The organism is Escherichia sp. MAL-1, assembly GCF_052948035.1.
In genome coordinates, this window is record NZ_CM129609.1 from 3447195 (window position 1) to 3467184 (window position 19990).

Sequence of the window (19990 nt, forward strand, 5' to 3'; positions counted from 1 at the left end):
TGAGGTGAATAATGAGACTGATCCCCCTGACTACCGCTGAACAGGTCGGCAAATGGGCTGCTCGCCATATCGTCAATCGTATCAATGCGTTCAAACCGACTGCCGATCGTCCGTTTGTACTGGGCCTGCCGACTGGCGGCACGCCGATGACCACCTATAAAGCGTTAGTCGAAATGCATAAAGCAGGCCAGGTCAGCTTTAAGCACGTTGTCACCTTCAACATGGACGAATATGTCGGTCTGCCGAAAGAGCATCCGGAAAGCTACTACAGCTTTATGCACCGTAATTTCTTCGATCACGTTGATATTCCAGCAGAAAACATCAACCTTCTCAACGGCAACGCCCCGGATATCGACGCCGAATGCCGCCAGTATGAAGAAAAAATCCGTTCTTACGGAAAAATTCATCTGTTTATGGGCGGTGTAGGTAACGACGGTCATATTGCATTTAACGAACCGGCGTCTTCTCTGGCTTCTCGTACTCGTATCAAAACCTTGACTCATGACACTCGCGTCGCGAACTCTCGTTTCTTTGATAACGATGTCAATCAGGTGCCAAAATATGCCCTGACTGTCGGTGTTGGTACATTGCTGGATGCCGAAGAAGTGATGATTCTGGTGCTGGGTAGCCAGAAAGCACTGGCACTGCAGGCTGCAGTTGAAGGTTGCGTGAACCACATGTGGACCATCAGCTGTCTGCAACTGCATCCAAAAGCGATCATGGTGTGCGATGAACCTTCCACCATGGAGCTGAAAGTTAAGACTTTAAGATATTTCAATGAATTAGAAGCAGAAAATATCAAAGGTCTGTAATTGTTATCCCTGCCCTGGCTCCTTGCTCAGGGCAATATTTTTTAAAATCGGGGGTCAGAATGTATGCATTAACCCAGGGCCGGATCTTTACCGGCCACGAATTTCTTGATGACCACGCGGTTGTTATCGCTGATGGCCTGATTAAAAGCGTCTGTCCGGTAGCGGAACTGCCGCCAGAGATCGAACAACGTTCACTGAACGGGGCCATTCTCTCCCCCGGTTTTATCGATGTGCAGTTAAACGGCTGCGGCGGCGTACAGTTTAACGACACCGCTGAAGCGGTCAGCGTGGAAACGCTGGAAATCATGCAGAAAGCCAATGAGAAATCAGGCTGTACTAACTATCTGCCGACGCTTATCACCACCAGCGATGAGCTGATGAAACAGGGCGTGCGCGTTATGCGCGAGTACCTGGCAAGACATCCGAATCAGGCGTTAGGTCTGCATCTGGAAGGTCCGTGGCTGAATCTGGTAAAAAAAGGCACCCATAATCCGAATTTTGTGCGTAAGCCTGATGCCGCGCTGGTCGATTTCCTGTGTAAGAACGCCGACGTCATTACCAAAGTGACCCTGGCACCGGAAATGGTTCCTGCGGAAGTCATCAGCAAACTGGCAAATGCCGGGATTGTGGTTTCTGCCGGTCACTCCAACGCGACGTTGAAAGAAGCGAAAGCCGGTTTCCGCGCGGGGATTACCTTTGCCACCCATCTGTACAACGCGATGCCGTATATTACCGGTCGTGAACCGGGCCTGGCGGGCGCGATCCTCGACGAAGCTGACATTTATTGCGGTATTATCGCTGATGGCCTGCATGTTGATTACGCCAACATTCGTAACGCTAAACGCCTTAAAGGCGACAAACTGTGTCTGGTTACCGACGCCACCGCGCCAGCAGGTGCCAACATTGAACAGTTCATTTTTGCGGGTAAAACAATATACTACCGTAACGGACTTTGTGTGGATGAGAACGGTACGTTAAGCGGTTCATCCTTAACCATGATTGAAGGCGTGCGTAATCTGGTCGAACATTGCGGTATCGCACTGGATGAAGTGCTGCGTATGGCGACGCTCTATCCGGCGCGTGCGATTGGCGTTGAGAAACGTCTCGGCACACTCGCCGCAGGTAAAGTAGCCAACCTGACCGCATTCACGCCTGATTTTAAAATCACCAAGACCATCGTTAACGGTAACGAGGTCGTAACTCAATAAGAGAAAGTATGACACCAGGCGGACAAGCTCAGATAGGTAATGTTGATCTCGTAAAACAGCTTAACAGCGCGGCGGTTTATCGCCTGATTGACCAGTACGGGCCAATCTCGCGGATTCAGATTGCCGAGCAAAGCCAGCTTGCCCCCGCCAGCGTAACCAAAATTACGCGTCAGCTTATCGAACGCGGGCTGATCAAAGAAGTTGATCAGCAGGCCTCCACCGGGGGCCGCCGCGCTATCTCCATCGTCACCGAAACCCGCAATTTCCACGCAATCGGCGTACGGCTTGGTCGTCACGACGCCACCATCACCCTGTTTGATCTCAGCAGCAAAGTGCTGGCAGAAGAACATTACCCGCTGCCGGAACGTACCCAGCAAACGCTGGAACATGCCCTGTTGAATGCCATTGCTCAGTTTATTGATAGCTACCAGCGCAAACTGCGCGAGCTGATCGCGATTTCGGTGATCCTGCCAGGGCTTGTTGACCCGGACAGCGGCAAAATTCATTACATGCCGCATATTCAGGTAGAAAACTGGGGGCTGGTAGAAGCTCTGGAAGAACGTTTTAAAGTGACCTGTTTCGTTGGTCACGATATCCGTAGTCTGGCGCTGGCGGAGCACTACTTCGGTGCAAGTCAGGATTGCGAAGACTCCATTCTGGTGCGTGTCCATCGCGGAACCGGGGCCGGGATTATCTCTAACGGGCGCATTTTTATTGGCCGCAACGGTAACGTCGGTGAAATTGGCCATATTCAGGTCGAACCGCTGGGTGAACGCTGCCACTGCGGCAACTTTGGCTGCCTGGAAACTATCGCCGCCAACGCTGCCATTGAACAACGGGTGTTGAATCTGTTAAAGCAGGGCTACCAGAGCCGCGTGCCGCTGGACGACTGCACCATCAAAACTATCTGCAAAGCCGCGAACAAAGGCGATAGTCTGGCGTCGGAAGTAATTGAGTATGTCGGTCGTCATCTGGGTAAAACCATCGCCATTGCTATCAACTTATTTAATCCGCAAAAAATTGTTATTGCCGGTGAAATCACCGAAGCCGATAAAGTGCTGCTCCCTGCTATTGAAAGCTGCATTAATACCCAGGCGCTGAAGGCGTTTCGCACTAATCTGCCGGTGGTACGTTCTGAGCTGGATCACCGCTCGGCAATCGGCGCTTTTGCGCTGGTAAAACGCGCCATGCTCAACGGTATTTTGCTCCAGCATTTGCTGGAAAATTAATGTGCTTTTATAGTGGCGCTTATTGTTGTCAATATTCTGGGTAGTCCATGACCATTAAAAATGTAATTTGCGATATCGACGGCGTGCTGATGCACGATAACGTCGCCGTACCGGGTGCAGCGGAATTTTTGCACGGGATTATGGATAAAGGCCTGCCGCTGGTGTTGCTGACCAACTATCCTTCGCAGACTGGGCAAGATCTGGCGAACCGCTTTGCCACCGCAGGTGTCGATGTACCTGACAGCGTGTTTTATACCTCTGCGATGGCGACTGCCGATTTCCTGCGTCGCCAGGAAGGCAAGAAAGCGTATGTGGTGGGCGAAGGCGCACTGATTCATGAACTGTACAAAGCCGGTTTCACTATTACCGATGTGAACCCTGATTTCGTGATTGTTGGCGAAACGCGTTCCTACAACTGGGACATGATGCATAAAGCAGCCTATTTCGTCGCTAACGGTGCACGTTTTATCGCCACCAATCCGGACACCCACGGGCGCGGTTTTTATCCCGCTTGTGGCGCGTTGTGTGCAGGGATTGAGAAAATCTCCGGGCGCAAACCGTTCTATGTTGGTAAGCCCAGCCCGTGGATCATCCGCGCAGCATTAAACAAAATGCAGGCGCATTCGGAAGAAACGGTGATTGTCGGCGATAACCTGCGCACCGATATTCTGGCCGGCTTCCAGGCAGGTCTGGAGACGATTCTGGTGCTTTCTGGTGTTTCGTCGCTCGACGATATCGACAGTATGCCTTTCCGCCCCAGCTGGATTTACCCGTCAGTCGCTGAAATCGACGTTATCTGAATAGCAACCACGTCTCAGGACGTGGTTGGCTCTGATGACAAACGCCAAACTGCCTGATGCGCTACGCTTATCAGGCCTACGCAGCTCCTGCAATATATTGAATTTTCATGCTTTTGTAGGCCGGATAAGGCGTTCACGCCGCATCCGGCATGAACAAATCGCACTTTGTCAGCAATTTGGCCCCCGTAAAATATAAACATTCAATAAAACCCGCTAAAAATTATCGATTCAGCAATAAATATATCCTCACACCAGACCTTTTTTCACCAATCGACAATCACCATTACGTTTTTTATTTTTTCACCGCCAAATCGCTTGCGCACAGTGCTGCTTTGCGGCATTTTTTTAAACAAGCAAACACAACAAGCAACAAATACCAGGTTAACGGAGAAGGTTATGTGTTCAATTTTTGGCGTATTCGATATCAAAACAGACGCAGTTGAGCTGCGTAAGAAAGCCCTCGAGCTGTCACGCCTGATGCGTCATCGTGGCCCGGACTGGTCCGGTATTTATGCCAGCGATAACGCCATTCTCGCCCACGAACGTCTGTCAATTGTTGACGTTAACGCGGGGGCGCAACCTCTCTACAACCAACAAAAAACTCATGTGCTGGCGGTAAACGGTGAAATCTACAACCACCAGGCACTGCGCGCCGAATATGGCGATCGTTATCAGTTCCAGACCGGATCTGACTGTGAAGTGATCCTCGCGCTGTATCAGGAAAAAGGGCCGGAATTTCTCGACGACTTGCAGGGCATGTTTGCCTTTGCCTTGTACGACAGCGAAAAAGATGCCTACCTGATTGGTCGCGACCATCTGGGGATCATCCCACTGTATATGGGCTATGACGAACACGGTCAGCTGTATGTGGCCTCAGAAATGAAAGCCCTGGTGCCAGTTTGCCGCACGATTAAAGAGTTCCCGGCGGGGAGCTATTTGTGGAGCCAGGACGGCGAAATCCGTTCTTATTATCATCGCGACTGGTTCGACTACGATGCGGTGAAAGATAACGTAACCGACAAAAACGAGCTGCGTCAGGCACTTGAAGATTCCGTTAAAAGCCATCTGATGTCTGATGTGCCTTACGGTGTGCTGCTTTCTGGTGGTCTGGATTCCTCAATTATTTCCGCTATCACCAAGAAATACGCAGCCCGTCGCGTGGAAGATCAGGAACGCTCTGAAGCCTGGTGGCCGCAGTTACACTCCTTTGCTGTAGGTCTGCCGGGTTCACCGGATCTTAAAGCAGCCCAGGAAGTGGCAAACCATCTGGGCACGGTGCATCACGAAATTCACTTCACTGTACAGGAAGGTCTGGATGCCATCCGCGACGTGATTTACCACATCGAAACTTATGATGTGACCACAATTCGCGCTTCAACACCGATGTATTTAATGTCGCGTAAGATCAAGGCGATGGGCATTAAAATGGTGCTGTCCGGTGAAGGTTCTGATGAAGTGTTTGGCGGTTATCTTTACTTCCATAAAGCGCCCAACGCTAAAGAACTGCATGAAGAGACGGTGCGTAAACTGCTGGCCCTGCATATGTATGACTGCGCGCGCGCCAACAAAGCGATGTCAGCCTGGGGCGTGGAAGCACGCGTTCCGTTCCTCGACAAAAAATTCCTTGATGTGGCGATGCGCATTAACCCGCAGGATAAAATGTGCGGTAACGGCAAAATGGAAAAACACATCCTGCGTGAATGTTTTGAGTCATACCTGCCCGCAAGCGTGGCCTGGCGGCAGAAAGAGCAGTTCTCCGATGGCGTCGGTTACAGTTGGATCGACACCCTGAAAGAAGTGGCGGCGCAGCAGGTTTCTGATCAGCAACTGGAAACTGCCCGCTTCCGCTTCCCGTACAACACGCCAACCTCAAAAGAAGCGTATCTGTACCGGGAGATCTTTGAAGAACTGTTCCCGCTTCCGAGCGCCGCTGAGTGCGTGCCTGGCGGTCCTTCCGTCGCGTGTTCTTCCGCTAAAGCGATCGAATGGGATGAAGCGTTCAAGAAAATGGACGATCCATCTGGTCGTGCGGTTGGTGTTCACCAGTCGGCATATAAGTAAGAAATGCGAAACAGCCCCGGTGAAATCCGGGGCTGTTTCAGTTATTGAGGTGCTTGTTGATTCTGATATGCAGTAAGGAAATGTTCCGGGTTTGCCACATCACTGTTTGACAACTCATCACTGTAGGCCAGTATTTCATAGATTAATTTCCCACCACTATTGTTGAATTCCGAATTTCATCCTGTACGACAAAAGAATGGCTGTAGGGTGGGGAAAAAACACAAAGTAAACAATAATTGACGAATATAGCGCCACGCTGTTCGCAACCTAACCAAACAGTCACTTTCGAGCAATTTTCCTTGAAAAAGAGGTTGACGCTGCAAGGCTCTATACGCATAATGCGCCCCGCAACGCCGATAAGGTATCGCGAAAAAAAAGATGGCTACGTAGCTCAGTTGGTTAGAGCACATCACTCATAATGATGGGGTCACAGGTTCGAATCCCGTCGTAGCCACCATCTTTTTTGCGGGAGTGGCGAAATTGGTAGACGCACCAGATTTAGGTTCTGGCGCCGCAAGGTGTGCGAGTTCAAGTCTCGCCTCCCGCACCATTCACCAGAAAGCGTTGTACGGATGGGGTATCGCCAAGCGGTAAGGCACCGGTTTTTGATACCGGCATTCCCTGGTTCGAATCCAGGTACCCCAGCCATCTTCTTCGAGTAAGCGGTTCACCGCCCGGTTATTGGGGTATCGCCAAGCGGTAAGGCACCGGTTTTTGATACCGGCATTCCCTGGTTCGAATCCAGGTACCCCAGCCATCGAAGAAACAATCTGGCTACGTAGCTCAGTTGGTTAGAGCACATCACTCATAATGATGGGGTCACAGGTTCGAATCCCGTCGTAGCCACCAAATTCTGAATGTGTCGAATATGTTCGGCAAATTCAAAACCAATTTGTTGGGGTATCGCCAAGCGGTAAGGCACCGGATTCTGATTCCGGCATTCCGAGGTTCGAATCCTCGTACCCCAGCCAATTTATTCAAGACGCTTACCTTGTAAGTGCACCCAGTTGGGGTATCGCCAAGCGGTAAGGCACCGGATTCTGATTCCGGCATTCCGAGGTTCGAATCCTCGTACCCCAGCCACATTAAAAAAGCTCGCTTCGGCGAGCTTTTTGCTTTTCTGCGTTCATTCAATGTCGAATGCGATGTTGACACGTCTTATCCTTCAATGTCGGATGCGACGCTGCCGCGTCTTATCCGACCTACGGTTGGCACGCATCCGGCAATGTTGTAAGGCTACAACCCTAACGCATATTTCAGCGCCTGACGTTTCAACACGCCAGCACGCTCCGCCGCCATTAACCCGAGATTACGCATAAAACGCAGTGGTGGCAGATTATTGCTGAATCCGGCATAAAACAGATCCATACCGCTTTGCATAATGAAGTTATCCGCCATGCGCCGCATCTGGTAACGCTTGAGGACAGGATAACTGGCCCACGCTTCGCCGTAGCTGCGGGTGTTGACCAGAACATCAATCAGGGCATCGACATCACGATAACCAAGATTCACTCCCTGCCCCGCCAGCGGATGGATGGTATGCGCGGCATCGCCCACCAGCGCAAGCCCTGGCTGCACGTACTGCAACGCATGGCGACGCGTCAGCGGAAACGCACCAGCGGCAAGCGGTGTAACGTAACCCAGACGCGACGGGAAATGCTTCGCGATTTCCGCCTGGAGCTGTGCCATATTCATATTCTGCAACTGGCGAATACGCGCCGGAGAGTCATACCACACCAGCGATGCCCAGTTATCAAACAACGGCAGAAACGCACGCGGTCCGTCCGGAGTAAATTGCTGCCAGGTGCTGTCGCCGGGATCGTTCTCGCACTGGACGCTAATCAACATGCACGACTGCGCATACTGCCATGCATGAACGCCAATTCCCGCCATCTGCCGCACCTGCGAATTTGCGCCGTCGGCACCAATCACCAGCTTCGCGCGAATCACTTCACCGCCTTTCAGCTCCAGCTCCTGAAGATCATCATGGCGATGCAGCGCAATCAGCGAGCCTGGCACACGTAACGTTACTTTCGGATGCGCTTCCAGCGCCTGCCACAACGCCTGTTGCAGGACAGTGTTTTCCACCATATAGCCAAGCAGCGGTAGCTTAAGTTCAGCGGCGTCAAACACCACATGCGCCGTTTCCCACTCCCACGTTTCCAGTCTGCGGTAAGGATGGCAACGCATAGCCTGTACTGCATCCCAGACCCCTAACCCTTTAAGCAATGATACCGAAGCCGCGCTGATCGCCGAGATCCGCACGTCCGGTTGGCTATCAGCGACAAACGGCGCTGGTTCTGCGTGCTCGATCACCGTTACCGCAAATCCGTGCTGTGCCAGCCCCAGCGCCAGTGCGCCGCCGACCATTCCTCCGCCGACAATGGCAATTTCCGTTGGTTGATTTGTCATGGTCAATCATCCTGTTAGCAATATGCTTTAAGTTTACAGGATTTTTACCCCTAAGGGCTGATAACGCTCATACTGGTCACAACGGCAGCAAAGCATTACACTATGCGCCCTGCATTCCTGGCTACTATTTCGCAAGAGCAAGTCGATGACCAAAAAACTCCATATTAAAACCTGGGGCTGTCAGATGAACGAGTACGATTCATCGAAGATGGCCGATCTGCTGGATGCCACCCACGGCTATCAACTGACCGACGTGGCGGAAGAAGCGGATGTGCTGCTGCTGAACACCTGCTCAATCCGCGAGAAGGCTCAGGAAAAAGTCTTCCATCAGTTGGGCCGCTGGAAACTGTTAAAAGAGAAGAATCCAGACCTGATTATCGGCGTCGGTGGCTGCGTGGCATCGCAAGAAGGCGAGCACATTCGCCAGCGCGCCCACTATGTCGATATTATTTTTGGGCCGCAAACGCTGCACCGTCTGCCGGAGATGATCAACTCCGTGCGTGGCGACCGCAGCCCGGTTGTAGATATCAGCTTCCCGGAAATCGAGAAGTTTGACCGTCTACCGGAACCGCGCGCCGAAGGGCCGACCGCGTTTGTCTCCATCATGGAAGGCTGCAATAAATATTGCACCTACTGCGTGGTGCCTTACACCCGTGGTGAAGAGGTAAGCCGTCCGTCCGACGATATTCTGTTTGAGATTGCCCAGCTTGCGGCTCAGGGCGTGCGTGAAGTCAACCTGCTCGGTCAGAACGTGAACGCCTGGCGTGGTGAAAACTACGACGGCACCACCGGATCGTTTGCCGATCTGTTGCGTCTGGTTGCTGCGATCGACGGGATCGATCGTATTCGCTTTACCACCAGCCATCCGATCGAATTCACCGACGATATCATCGAAGTGTACCGCGACACGCCGGAGCTGGTGAGCTTCCTGCACCTGCCGGTACAGAGTGGTTCCGATCGCATTCTGAACCTGATGGGCCGTACCCATACGGCGCTGGAGTACAAAGCGATCATCCGTAAACTGCGTGCGGCGCGCCCGGATATTCAGATCAGTTCTGACTTCATCGTCGGCTTCCCTGGCGAAACCACCGAAGACTTCGAGAAAACGATGAAGCTGATTGCCGACGTCAATTTCGACATGAGCTACAGCTTTATCTTCTCTGCACGTCCGGGTACACCAGCCGCCGATATGGTTGATGATGTTCCGGAAGAAGAGAAGAAGCAGCGTCTGTATATTCTGCAAGAACGTATCAATCAGCAAGCGATGGCGTGGAGCCGCCGGATGCTCGGCACCACCCAGCGTATTCTGGTAGAAGGTACATCGCGTAAGAGCATCATGGAGCTTTCCGGGCGTACCGAAAATAACCGCGTGGTCAACTTCGAAGGTACGCCGGATATGATCGGTAAATTCGTCGATGTAGAAATTACCGACGTCTACCCGAACTCTCTGCGCGGTAAAGTGGTGCGTACTGAAGATGAAATGGGTCTGCGCGTGGCAGAAACACCGGAATCAGTGATTGCCCGTACTCGCAAAGAAAACGACCTTGGCGTGGGTTATTATCAACCGTAATTCTCAGGCCCGCCGTTCCGGTGGGCCTTGTTTTTTCTCTCTTTATCCCCATCTTTATCGCAATGCTTGCGCCTTTTTCCTGTGGCGTGAATAATTTCCTTATAGGCCGGTGAATGTTCAGCTTCCGGCGGCATACAGATAAGAGGAACGGTTTGAACATAGACACTCGCGAAATCACCCTGGAGCCAGCAGACAATGCGCGTCTGTTGAGCCTGTGCGGCCCGTTTGATGACAACATCAAGCAGCTCGAACGCCGTCTCGGCATCGAGATCAATCGCCGCGATAACCACTTTAAACTGACCGGCCGTCCGATTTGCGTCACCGCTGCGGCAGACATTCTGCGTAGCCTGTATGTCGATACTGCCCCGATGCGCGGTCAGATTCAGGATATCGAACCGGAACAGATCCACCTTGCTATTAAAGAAGCACGGGTACTGGAGCAAAGCGCGGAGAGCGTGCCGGAGTACGGCAAAGCGGTCAATATCAAAACCAAACGCGGCGTAATTAAGCCGCGCACGCCAAACCAGGCGCAGTACATCGCCAATATTCTCGACCATGACATTACCTTCGGCGTTGGCCCGGCGGGTACGGGTAAAACCTACCTGGCAGTGGCTGCAGCAGTTGATGCCCTGGAGCGTCAGGAAATTCGCCGTATTCTGCTGACTCGTCCGGCGGTCGAAGCCGGTGAGAAACTGGGCTTCCTGCCTGGCGATTTAAGCCAGAAAGTAGACCCGTATCTGCGCCCACTGTACGACGCGCTGTTTGAAATGCTGGGCTTTGAGAAAGTCGAGAAACTGATTGAGCGCAACGTTATTGAAGTCGCGCCGCTGGCCTATATGCGTGGTCGTACGCTGAACGACGCGTTTATCATTCTCGATGAGAGCCAGAACACCACCATCGAACAGATGAAGATGTTCCTGACCCGTATCGGTTTTAACTCAAAAGCGGTTATCACCGGCGACGTCACGCAGATCGACCTGCCGCGTAATACTAAATCAGGCTTACGTCATGCCATCGAAGTGCTGGCCGATGTCGAAGAGATCAGCTTTAACTTCTTCCACAGCGAAGACGTGGTTCGTCACCCGGTGGTGGCGCGTATCGTTAACGCCTATGAAGCCTGGGAAGAAGCCGAACAAAAACGTAAAGCGGCGCTGGCGGCAGAACGCAAGCGCGAAGAACAGGAACAAAAATGAGTCAGGTGATCCTCGATTTACAACTGGCATGTGAAGATAACTCCGGATTGCCGGAAGAGAGCCAGTTTCAAACATGGCTGAATGCGGTGATCCCGCAGTTTCAGGAAGAGTCGGAAGTGACGATTCGCGTGGTCGATACCGCCGAAAGCCACAGTCTCAATCTGACCTATCGCGGTAAGGATAAGCCGACCAACGTGCTCTCCTTCCCGTTTGAAGTGCCGCCTGGCATGGAGATGTCGCTACTGGGCGATCTGGTTATCTGCCGTCAGGTGGTTGAGAAGGAAGCTCAGGAGCAAGGCAAACCACTGGAGGCACACTGGGCGCATATGGTGGTGCACGGCAGTCTGCATTTGTTAGGTTACGATCACATCGAAGATGACGAAGCAGAAGAAATGGAAGCCCTCGAAACAGAGATTATGCTTGCTCTGGGCTATGAGGATCCGTACATTGCCGAGAAAGAATAATTTGCCAGGCATTTGACTGGCAGACGTCCCCGCCGTTGGTGATTAACGACGGCGTTTTGATTAACTAACATGAGAACCCATACGACGCCATGAGCGACGACAATTCACACAGTAGTGACACGATAAGCAACAAGAAGGGATTTTTCTCCCTGTTACTCAGCCAACTTTTCCACGGTGAACCGAAAAACCGTGACGAACTGCTGGCGCTGATCCGTGATTCCGGGCAGAACGACCTTATCGACGAAGATACGCGCGATATGCTCGAAGGGGTGATGGACATCGCAGACCAACGCGTTCGCGACATCATGATCCCCCGCTCCCAGATGATTACCCTGAAACGCAACCAGACGCTGGACGAATGCCTTGATGTCATCATCGAGTCCGCCCACTCACGTTTCCCGGTGATTAGCGAAGACAAAGATCACATTGAAGGGATTCTGATGGCGAAAGACTTGCTGCCGTTTATGCGCAGCGATGCTGAAGCCTTCAGCATGGACAAAGTGTTACGTCAGGCGGTTGTCGTTCCTGAAAGTAAGCGCGTAGACCGAATGCTGAAAGAGTTTCGCTCTCAGCGTTACCACATGGCGATCGTTATTGACGAATTCGGTGGGGTTTCCGGTCTGGTGACCATTGAAGACATCCTGGAACTGATTGTTGGTGAGATTGAAGACGAGTATGACGAAGAAGATGATATCGACTTCCGTCAGCTGAGTCGTCATACCTGGACCGTGCGCGCACTGGCTTCCATTGAAGACTTCAACGAAGCGTTCGGCACCCACTTTAGCGATGAAGAAGTCGACACTATCGGTGGTCTGGTGATGCAGGCATTTGGGCATCTTCCGGCACGTGGCGAAACCATCGACATCGACGGTTACCAGTTCAAAGTGGCGATGGCCGATAGTCGGCGTATTATTCAGGTTCATGTCAAAATCCCGGATGACTCACCCCAGCCAAAGCTGGATGAATAAAACCGAAACTGGATAGATAACTACATGGCTTTTGCCTCATTAATTGAACGCCAGCGCATTCGCCTGCTGCTGGCGTTATTATTCGGTGCCTGCGGAACGCTGGCCTTCTCTCCTTACGACGTCTGGCCTGCGGCGATTATTTCGTTGATGGGGCTTCAGGCGTTGACCTTTAACCGCCGTCCACTCCAGTCTGCCGCTATTGGCTTTTGCTGGGGATTTGGCCTCTTTGGCAGCGGTATTAACTGGGTCTATGTCAGCATCGCGACCTTTGGCGGAATGCCTGGCCCGGTTAACATCTTCCTGGTGGTGCTGCTGGCGGCGTATTTGTCGCTGTATACCGGACTGTTTGCTGGCGTGCTGTCGCGTCTGTGGCCGAAAACCACCTGGCTGCGCGTGGCGATTGCCGCCCCTGCTCTCTGGCAAGTGACCGAGTTTCTGCGCGGTTGGGTACTGACAGGCTTCCCGTGGTTACAGTTCGGCTATAGCCAGATTGATGGCCCGTTAAAAGGGCTGGCACCGATAATGGGCGTGGAAGCCATTAACTTCCTGCTGATGATGGTTAGTGGCCTGCTGGCACTGGCGTTGGTCAAACGCAACTGGCGTCCGCTGGTGGTGGCCGTCGTGCTGTTTGCCCTACCCTTCCCGCTGCGTTACATCCAATGGTTTACCCCGCAACCGGAGAAAACCATTCAGGTTTCGATGGTTCAGGGCGATATTCCGCAATCACTGAAATGGGATGGAGATCAGCTTCTTAATACGCTGAAGATTTACTACAACGCAACGGCTCCGCTGATGGGCAAATCATCGTTGATTATCTGGCCGGAGTCGGCGATAACCGATCTGGAAATTAATCAGCAACCGTTCCTCAAAGCACTGGACGGTGAGTTGCGCGATAAAGGTAGCTCGCTGGTAACCGGGATTGTCGACGCGCGTCTCAATAAGCAGAACCGCTACGATACCTACAACACCATCATCACACTGGGTAAAGGTGCACCGTACAGCTACGAATCAGCCGATCGCTATAACAAAAACCATCTGGTGCCGTTTGGCGAGTTTGTCCCGCTGGAGTCGATTCTGCGTCCGTTAGCACCGTTCTTTGATCTGCCGATGTCGTCGTTCAGCCGTGGGCCATATATCCAGCCGCCGCTGTCGGTAAATGGTATTGAGCTTACTGCGGCCATTTGCTACGAGATCATTCTTGGCGAGCAAGTGCGCGATAACTTCCGCCCGGATACCGACTATCTGCTGACTATCTCCAACGATGCGTGGTTTGGTAAATCTATTGGTCCATGGCAACACTTCCAGATGGCGCGAATGCGTGCGCTGGAGCTGGCGCGCCCACTGTTGCGCAGCACCAACAACGGCATTACGGCGGTGATTGGCCCGCAGGGTGAGATTCAGGCGATGATCCCGCAGTTCACCCGCGAGGTGTTGACCACTAACGTGACGCCGACGACCGGACTCACACCGTACGCACGAACCGGCAACTGGCCGCTGTGGGTGCTGACGGCGCTGTTTGGTTTTGCCGCTGTGCTGATGAGTCTGCGAGCACGTAAACGTTGATGTGCCTGATGTATCCGGCATGAGCAAAACGTACTTTCTCATTAAGCTTTGGGGCATGGTTATCATGCCCCTTTTTCTTACGGTTCAGGGATACAAGCCACATTGCCATATTGGGGATGACGAATAATTGCCTGCGGATCAAGCGAGCGCGTCCTGTCCAGTTGGATTAACCCGTTCTTCGCCATAACAAATATCTTTCTACCATCCGCCGAAAAACGAAGGTGATTAACGTAGCTGGCAGGATAAACGCCAACAATCTGCCCGGCATTAATATTGAGCAGGATGACATAACCTTGCAAGCCATATGACACCAACGCTAAATACTGACCGTCCGGGCTAATACCCTCAACGGAATAAACGCTCCTGCTACACCATTGCGTCATAATGCTGGCTTGCTGATCCCCAACTCTTATACGTGAAATCCCCTGGCTGTCGGCAAAAATTACATCCCCGTTTTCAGGTCGAAAACGCATCGCCGATATCGTTCCACGCGCATCACCTGCGGGAAAGTCTTCTTTCTGATGCGTGATGGTATTGATGCGTACAATGTCACCTCTGACCATACCGGGTATCAACAATATTTTTTCATCCGGGGAAAGTGCCATAACCCAGGCACCAGGTTTATTACTCGTCCCCGTCCCGTCGTATTTCTCCAGCGGGATATCCGCCACATGCTGATAAGTCACCAGATCAATCGCTGACACACTATTACTGGTGCGATTCATCACCCAGGCTTTTGTGCCATCACGCGAGAGGATAAGACTGTCAGGATGTGCACCGGTGGTAATCGACTGAATAATCTCCCCCGTCGCCACGTTAATGACCGATAACGCATTCGCTTCAAATGAAGTCGCATAAAGCAACGTTTCATCCGGGCTTAGCGTCAGCGATCTGACGCCCTGATCTTTACAGCCACCACAATGTTTGACTGACTTTTCTTTCGCTATGGGGGCTGTAAAGGTATGCAGGATTTTCTTTTGTCCGAGGTCGAAAACAACAATGCTGTTGGTGTTTTCAATTGCGGCATACAACGTATTACCATCCCGACTGATCGCCATATCATGGATATCGGCAATCTCAGCGAGCAAATCACCACTGGCCTGTTCACGACTTACCGGAGCGGATAATGTTTCCCTGAGGGCGTTGCGTTCCTCCGCTAACTGTTGTTTTTTTTGTCGTCGCTCTTGTTCAATCTCCTGCGGATAAAACTCTTCACGCAGGCTTTGCCTGACCTGTAAAACTGACTCATCCATCTGCTGCTGCGCAAGCCAGATAGCCCCGGTCAGAAGAAGACTGCCCGCAACAATAATCCCGCCTTCCGTAACGAGTCGGTTTTGCCCAGATAAACGCGCGCTCAGCCAACCCAACGCGCCACCCGCAATCAGGCCGCCAATGTGGCAAGCGTTATCTATTCCTGTTTGCCGGGCACCGTACAACAGTGTCAGCGCCACCATACCCAACAGAGGAAATACTCGCCGCTGGTTTTTATGGTGTGTGCCCGTACCTGAAGCAAGCTGTGTTGCTATCGCAGCGCCAGCTATTCCCATAATTGCCCCGGATGCCCCAACGCTGATGACTATCTGATCACTATCGCGTAACGCATAACAGGCGCTGATGAGCCCACCAAAGACGCCGGAGAATAACCAAATAATCAGAAGTCGCCATTTCCCCAGTATCCGTTCCGTCACTGCCCCCACCACCAGGAGTGCAAACATATTCATCAGCAAATGGGAAAAACTACTGTGCAGAAAGACACTGCTCAATAAGCGCCAGGGTTCACCCGACAACGAGAGTGAAGCAACGTTAGCACCGAGATGGATGAGTGCGGATTGATCGACTTCTTCATAACTCATCCATTGTGCGAGGTAACAAAATATCCCAACACAGAGCGCAAAAAGGATAAGGGTTATTGCGGGTAATTGAACATTTAACGGCTTAACCGAAGATGCAGACATAAGGTGTTTCTTCCTTGAAAAGACAGATAAAAAGCATTTTTCCCGTGTGCAGTTATCATCCCGGCAAACGTCCCATACCGAAAAGTTAACCCTGTCCGAAATATGACTTTTTCAGCCTAAAATTACAATCGTAATTAATTCGCCCCTAAGTATTTTTTGGCATGTAAGTTGCTTTATTTACTGTGTAAGCGATGAAATCAGCCGCGACGCAACCAGGTTGCACCACCACAAATCAGCGGTAGCACCAAAAGAGTGCATTTTAAGAATTTTGCTTCGGAATGGTGCGGCGCATCTCGCAAAAACAAACAATAAAACAGCAATATCTTTACATTTAGCCAAACTAAATGTTACCTAACAGGCACAACACTGCACAATAAAGTTGCAGACGATAACAACACAAACACTCACAACGGGTATCCATGCGTTCTTAACGCAGAAGATAAAGGAGTTGGATATGCAATTACGTAAACCTGCCATAGCAATCCTGGCCCTGGCGCTTTCCGCAGGACTGGCACAGGCAGATGACGCCGCCCCGGCAGCGGGCAGTACGCTGGACAAAATCGCCAAAAACGGTGTGATTGTCGTCGGTCACCGTGAATCTTCAGTGCCTTTCTCTTATTACGACAATCAGCAAAAAGTGGTGGGTTACTCGCAGGATTACTCCAACGCCATTGTTGAAGCAGTGAAAAAGAAACTCAACAAACCGGACTTACAGGTGAAACTGATTCCGATTACCTCACAAAACCGTATTCCTCTGCTGCAAAACGGCACTTTCGATTTTGAATGTGGTTCCACCACCAATAACGTCGAACGCCAAAAACAGGCGGCTTTCTCTGACACTATTTTCGTGGTCGGTACGCGCCTGTTGACCAAAAAGGGTGGCGATATCAAAGATTTTGCCGATCTGAAAGGCAAAGCCGTAGTCGTTACTTCCGGCACTACCTCTGAAGTTTTGCTCAACAAACTGAATGAAGAGCAAAAAATGAATATGCGCATCATCAGCGCCAAAGATCACGGTGACTCTTTCCGTACCCTGGAAAGCGGTCGTGCCGTTGCCTTTATGATGGATGACGCCCTGCTGGCCGGTGAACGTGCGAAAGCGAAGAAACCAGACAACTGGGATATCGTCGGCAAGCCGCAGTCTCAGGAAGCCTACGGTTGCATGTTGCGTAAAGATGATCCGCAGTTCAAAAAGCTGATGGATGACACCATCGCTCAGGTGCAGACCTCCGGTGAAGCGGAAAAATGGTTTGATAAATGGTTCAAAAATCCCATTCCGCCGAAAAACCTGAACATGAATTTCGAACTGTCAGACGAAATGAAAGCACTGTTCAAAGAACCGAATGACAAGGCACTGAACTAATTACAAGAACCAGGGGCGGAAATTCCAGCCCTCTCGATTGTTACGTAGCACGGACAGACTATACGCCTGATGGTCGTTCCCCATCGGGCCTGAAAACCGCAATACGCTGGGTAACAATCTTCGAGGGTAGCAGTTAACGCTGCTACCCTCTTTTTTCTGGAGTAGATTTATGTCTATAGACTGGAACTGGGGTATTTTTTTACAACAAGCCCCGTTCGGCAACACCACCTATCTTGGTTGGATCTGGAGTGGTTTTCAGGTGACGATCGCTTTGTCGATCTGCGCCTGGATTATCGCTTTCCTCGTCGGTTCATTTTTCGGCATTTTACGTACCGTTCCAAACCGTTTTCTCTCCGGTCTGGGTACGTTGTATGTCGAACTGTTCCGCAACGTGCCGTTGATTGTGCAATTCTTTACCTGGTATCTGGTGATCCCGGAGCTGCTGCCGGAGAAAATCGGCATGTGGTTTAAGGCCGAGCTGGATCCCAATATTCAGTTTTTCCTTTCATCCATGCTCTGCCTGGGGCTGTTTACCGCCGCCCGTGTTTGCGAACAGGTACGCGCCGCGATCCAGTCGCTGCCGCGAGGGCAAAAAAATGCCGCGCTGGCGATGGGTCTGACGCTACCGCAGGCTTATCGATACGTACTGCTGCCTAATGCTTATCGCGTTATCGTCCCGCCAATGACTTCCGAGATGATGAACCTGGTGAAAAACTCCGCCATCGCCTCGACTATCGGTCTGGTGGATATGGCAGCGCAGGCGGGTAAATTGCTCGACTACTCGGCCCACGCCTGGGAGTCGTTTACCGCCATTACGCTTGCGTATGTGTTGATTAACGCTTTTATCATGCTGGTGATGACGCTGGTTGAACGTAAAGTTCGCCTGCCCGGCAACATGGGGGGCAAATAATGTACGAGTTTGACTGGAGTTCCATTGTTCCTTCCCTGCCATATCTGCTCGACGGGCTGGTGATCACCCTGAAAATCACCGTCACGGCAGTCGTGATTGGTATTTTGTGGGGTACCATGCTGGCGGTGATGCGCTTGTCCAGCTTCGCGCCTGTTTCGTGGTTTGCCAAAGCCTACGTTAACGTATTCCGCTCGATTCCTTTAGTCATGGTTTTGCTGTGGTTTTACTTGATTGTGCCGGGATTTCTGCAAAATGTGCTGGGATTATCGCCAAAAAATGATATTCGTTTAATTTCGGCGATGGTGGCGTTTTCGATGTTTGAAGCGGCCTACTATTCAGAGATTATCCGTGCCGGTATTCAAAGTATTTCTCGTGGTCAGTCGAGCGCCGCGCTGGCGTTGGGAATGACTCACTGGCAGTCGATGAAACTGATTATTCTGCCGCAGGCGTTCCGCGCGATGGTGCCGCTGCTGCTCACTCAGGGCATCGTACTGTTCCAGGATACCTCGCTGGTGTATGTGTTATCTCTGGCCGATTTCTTCCGTACCGCCTCAACCATTGGTGAGCGTGATGGTACGCAGGTTGAGATGATCCTGTTTGCCGGATTTGTTTATTTCGTTATTAGTCTTAGCGCGTCGTTGTTGGTCAGCTACTTGAAAAGAAGGACAGCATAATGATTACCCTGAAAAATGTTTCAAAATGGTATGGTCACTTTCAGGTGCTGACCGACTGCTCAACCGAAGTGAAAAAAGGCGAAGTGGTGGTGGTTTGCGGCCCGTCTGGTTCCGGCAAATCAACGCTGATTAAAACCGTCAACGGCCTCGAACCAGTGCAGCAAGGTGAAATCACCGTCGATGGTATCGTGGTTAATGACAAGAAAACCGATCTGGCAAAGCTGCGTTCCCGCGTCGGGATGGTGTTCCAGCATTTTGAGTTGTTCCCCCATTTGTCGATTATTGAAAACCTGACTCTGGCGCAGGTGAAAGTGCTTAAACGCGATAAAGCGCCCGCTCGTGAAAAAGCATTGAAATTGCTGGAGCGCGTGGGACTTTCCGCACATGCCAATAAATTTCCGGCGCAGCTTTCCGGCGGTCAGCAGCAGCGTGTGGCGATCGCTCGCGCATTGTGTATGGATCCTATTGCCATGCTGTTCGACGAACCGACATCGGCGCTGGATCCGGAGATGATCAACGAAGTGCTGGACGTGATGGTGGAACTGGCAAACGAAGGAATGACCATGATGGTGGTGACCCACGAAATGGGTTTTGCCCGTAAAGTGGCGAATCGGGTGATCTTTATGGATGAGGGTAAAATTGTCGAAGACTCGCCGAAAGATGCGTTCTTCGATGATCCGAAATCGGACCGCGCAAAAGACTTCCTCGCGAAAATCCTGCATTAATCACTCTGGCGCGCATACCCAATTGCGCGCCATCTCACGCTTTATCGTTTCGCCCCTCGTATCTGTTACATCCTGGCGTTACC

General features: G+C 51.6%; 16 protein-coding genes and 7 tRNA genes. 21 read left to right on the forward strand and 2 right to left on the reverse strand.

The annotated features are described in order from the left end of the window. The first annotated feature begins 11 nt into the window (after positions 1–11). From nagB to ACU8XX_RS17265, 12 genes are all read left to right on the forward strand, one after another. The gene (gene nagB, locus ACU8XX_RS17210) at positions 12–812 is read left to right on the forward strand and encodes a glucosamine-6-phosphate deaminase (protein ID WP_001237072.1); all 801 of its coding nucleotides are present in this window, start codon (positions 12–14) and stop codon (positions 810–812) included. A gap of 59 nt (positions 813–871) precedes the next feature. Beyond that, positions 872–2020, forward strand: coding sequence for an N-acetylglucosamine-6-phosphate deacetylase (nagA, locus tag ACU8XX_RS17215; RefSeq protein WP_000271170.1), 1149 nt, complete (start codon positions 872–874; stop codon positions 2018–2020). Between the two features lie 8 nt (positions 2021–2028). After that, a complete protein-coding gene (nagC, locus tag ACU8XX_RS17220; protein ID WP_000187594.1) occupies positions 2029–3249 on the forward strand; it encodes a DNA-binding transcriptional regulator NagC in 1221 nt (406 codons plus the stop codon). 47 nt (positions 3250–3296) lie between these two features. Continuing rightward, positions 3297–4049 (forward strand): ribonucleotide monophosphatase NagD, encoded by a 753-nt coding sequence (gene nagD, locus ACU8XX_RS17225; RefSeq protein WP_000153129.1) that lies wholly within the window; start codon positions 3297–3299, stop codon positions 4047–4049. 396 nt (positions 4050–4445) lie between these two features. Beyond that, positions 4446–6110, forward strand: coding sequence for an asparagine synthase B (asnB, locus tag ACU8XX_RS17230; protein WP_000337081.1), 1665 nt, complete (start codon positions 4446–4448; stop codon positions 6108–6110). A gap of 380 nt (positions 6111–6490) precedes the next feature. Beyond that, positions 6491–6567 (forward strand) — tRNA-Met (locus ACU8XX_RS17235). Positions 6568–6575: 8 nt separating this feature from the next. After that, positions 6576–6660: transfer RNA gene (locus ACU8XX_RS17240), tRNA-Leu, on the forward strand. A 23-nt stretch (positions 6661–6683) separates the two neighbouring features. Then, a tRNA-Gln gene (locus ACU8XX_RS17245) sits at positions 6684–6758 on the forward strand. A 34-nt stretch (positions 6759–6792) separates the two neighbouring features. Further along, positions 6793–6867: transfer RNA gene (locus ACU8XX_RS17250), tRNA-Gln, on the forward strand. 15 nt (positions 6868–6882) lie between these two features. Next, positions 6883–6959: transfer RNA gene (locus ACU8XX_RS17255), tRNA-Met, on the forward strand. Between the two features lie 47 nt (positions 6960–7006). Further along, a tRNA-Gln gene (locus tag ACU8XX_RS17260) sits at positions 7007–7081 on the forward strand. Positions 7082–7118: 37 nt separating this feature from the next. After that, positions 7119–7193, forward strand: a tRNA-Gln gene (locus ACU8XX_RS17265). A 153-nt stretch (positions 7194–7346) separates the two neighbouring features. Here ACU8XX_RS17265 and ubiF read toward each other — a convergent pair. Next, positions 7347–8522: a 3-demethoxyubiquinol 3-hydroxylase gene (gene ubiF, locus ACU8XX_RS17270; RefSeq protein WP_112034099.1), complete on the reverse strand. Its 1176-nt coding sequence runs from the start codon at positions 8520–8522 to the stop codon at positions 7347–7349. Between the two features lie 145 nt (positions 8523–8667). Between ubiF and miaB the strand changes: the two genes are divergently transcribed. The 5 genes from miaB (at position 8668) to lnt (ending at position 14280) form a co-directional block, all read left to right on the forward strand. Further along, positions 8668–10092, forward strand: a complete 1425-nt coding sequence (miaB, locus tag ACU8XX_RS17275; protein ID WP_000162740.1) for a tRNA (N6-isopentenyl adenosine(37)-C2)-methylthiotransferase MiaB — start codon at positions 8668–8670, stop codon at positions 10090–10092. Between the two features lie 152 nt (positions 10093–10244). Continuing rightward, positions 10245–11285 carry a PhoH family protein gene (locus ACU8XX_RS17280; RefSeq protein WP_001018040.1) on the forward strand — a complete coding sequence of 347 codons (1041 nt, stop codon included), beginning with the start codon at positions 10245–10247 and terminating at the stop codon, positions 11283–11285. Next, positions 11282–11749 carry an rRNA maturation RNase YbeY gene (ybeY, locus tag ACU8XX_RS17285; RefSeq protein WP_000084469.1) on the forward strand — a complete coding sequence of 156 codons (468 nt, stop codon included), beginning with the start codon at positions 11282–11284 and terminating at the stop codon, positions 11747–11749. The genes ACU8XX_RS17280 and ybeY overlap by 4 nt, the downstream gene beginning before the upstream one ends. 89 nt (positions 11750–11838) lie before the next feature. Further along, complete coding sequence (corC, locus tag ACU8XX_RS17290) at positions 11839–12717, forward strand: CNNM family magnesium/cobalt transport protein CorC (protein ID WP_001278605.1); 879 nt, start codon at positions 11839–11841, stop codon at positions 12715–12717. Positions 12718–12741: 24 nt separating this feature from the next. Continuing rightward, entirely contained in the window at positions 12742–14280 is a 1539-nt protein-coding gene (gene lnt / locus ACU8XX_RS17295) for an apolipoprotein N-acyltransferase (protein ID WP_000853030.1), read from the forward strand. 77 nt (positions 14281–14357) lie between these two features. Here lnt and ACU8XX_RS17300 read toward each other — a convergent pair whose 3' ends face one another. Beyond that, positions 14358–16235, reverse strand: a complete 1878-nt coding sequence (locus tag ACU8XX_RS17300; protein ID WP_001543570.1) for a rhomboid family intramembrane serine protease — start codon at positions 16233–16235, stop codon at positions 14358–14360. A gap of 454 nt (positions 16236–16689) precedes the next feature. Here ACU8XX_RS17300 and gltI point away from each other — a divergent pair, with 454 nt between their 5' ends. From gltI to gltL, 4 genes are all read left to right on the forward strand, one after another. Next, positions 16690–17598, forward strand: a complete 909-nt coding sequence (gltI, locus tag ACU8XX_RS17305) for a glutamate/aspartate ABC transporter substrate-binding protein GltI (protein ID WP_001300834.1) — start codon at positions 16690–16692, stop codon at positions 17596–17598. A 169-nt stretch (positions 17599–17767) separates the two neighbouring features. Then, positions 17768–18508 carry a glutamate/aspartate ABC transporter permease GltJ gene (gene gltJ, locus ACU8XX_RS17310; RefSeq protein WP_000020941.1) on the forward strand — a complete coding sequence of 247 codons (741 nt, stop codon included), beginning with the start codon at positions 17768–17770 and terminating at the stop codon, positions 18506–18508. Further along, positions 18508–19182, forward strand: a complete 675-nt coding sequence (gene gltK, locus ACU8XX_RS17315) for a glutamate/aspartate ABC transporter permease GltK (protein ID WP_000272830.1) — start codon at positions 18508–18510, stop codon at positions 19180–19182. The genes gltJ and gltK overlap by 1 nt, the downstream gene beginning before the upstream one ends. After that, the gene (gltL, locus tag ACU8XX_RS17320) at positions 19182–19907 is read left to right on the forward strand and encodes a glutamate/aspartate ABC transporter ATP-binding protein GltL (protein WP_000631384.1); all 726 of its coding nucleotides are present in this window, start codon (positions 19182–19184) and stop codon (positions 19905–19907) included. Before gltK ends, gltL begins: the two co-directional genes overlap by 1 nt. Positions 19908–19990 lie beyond the last annotated feature (83 nt).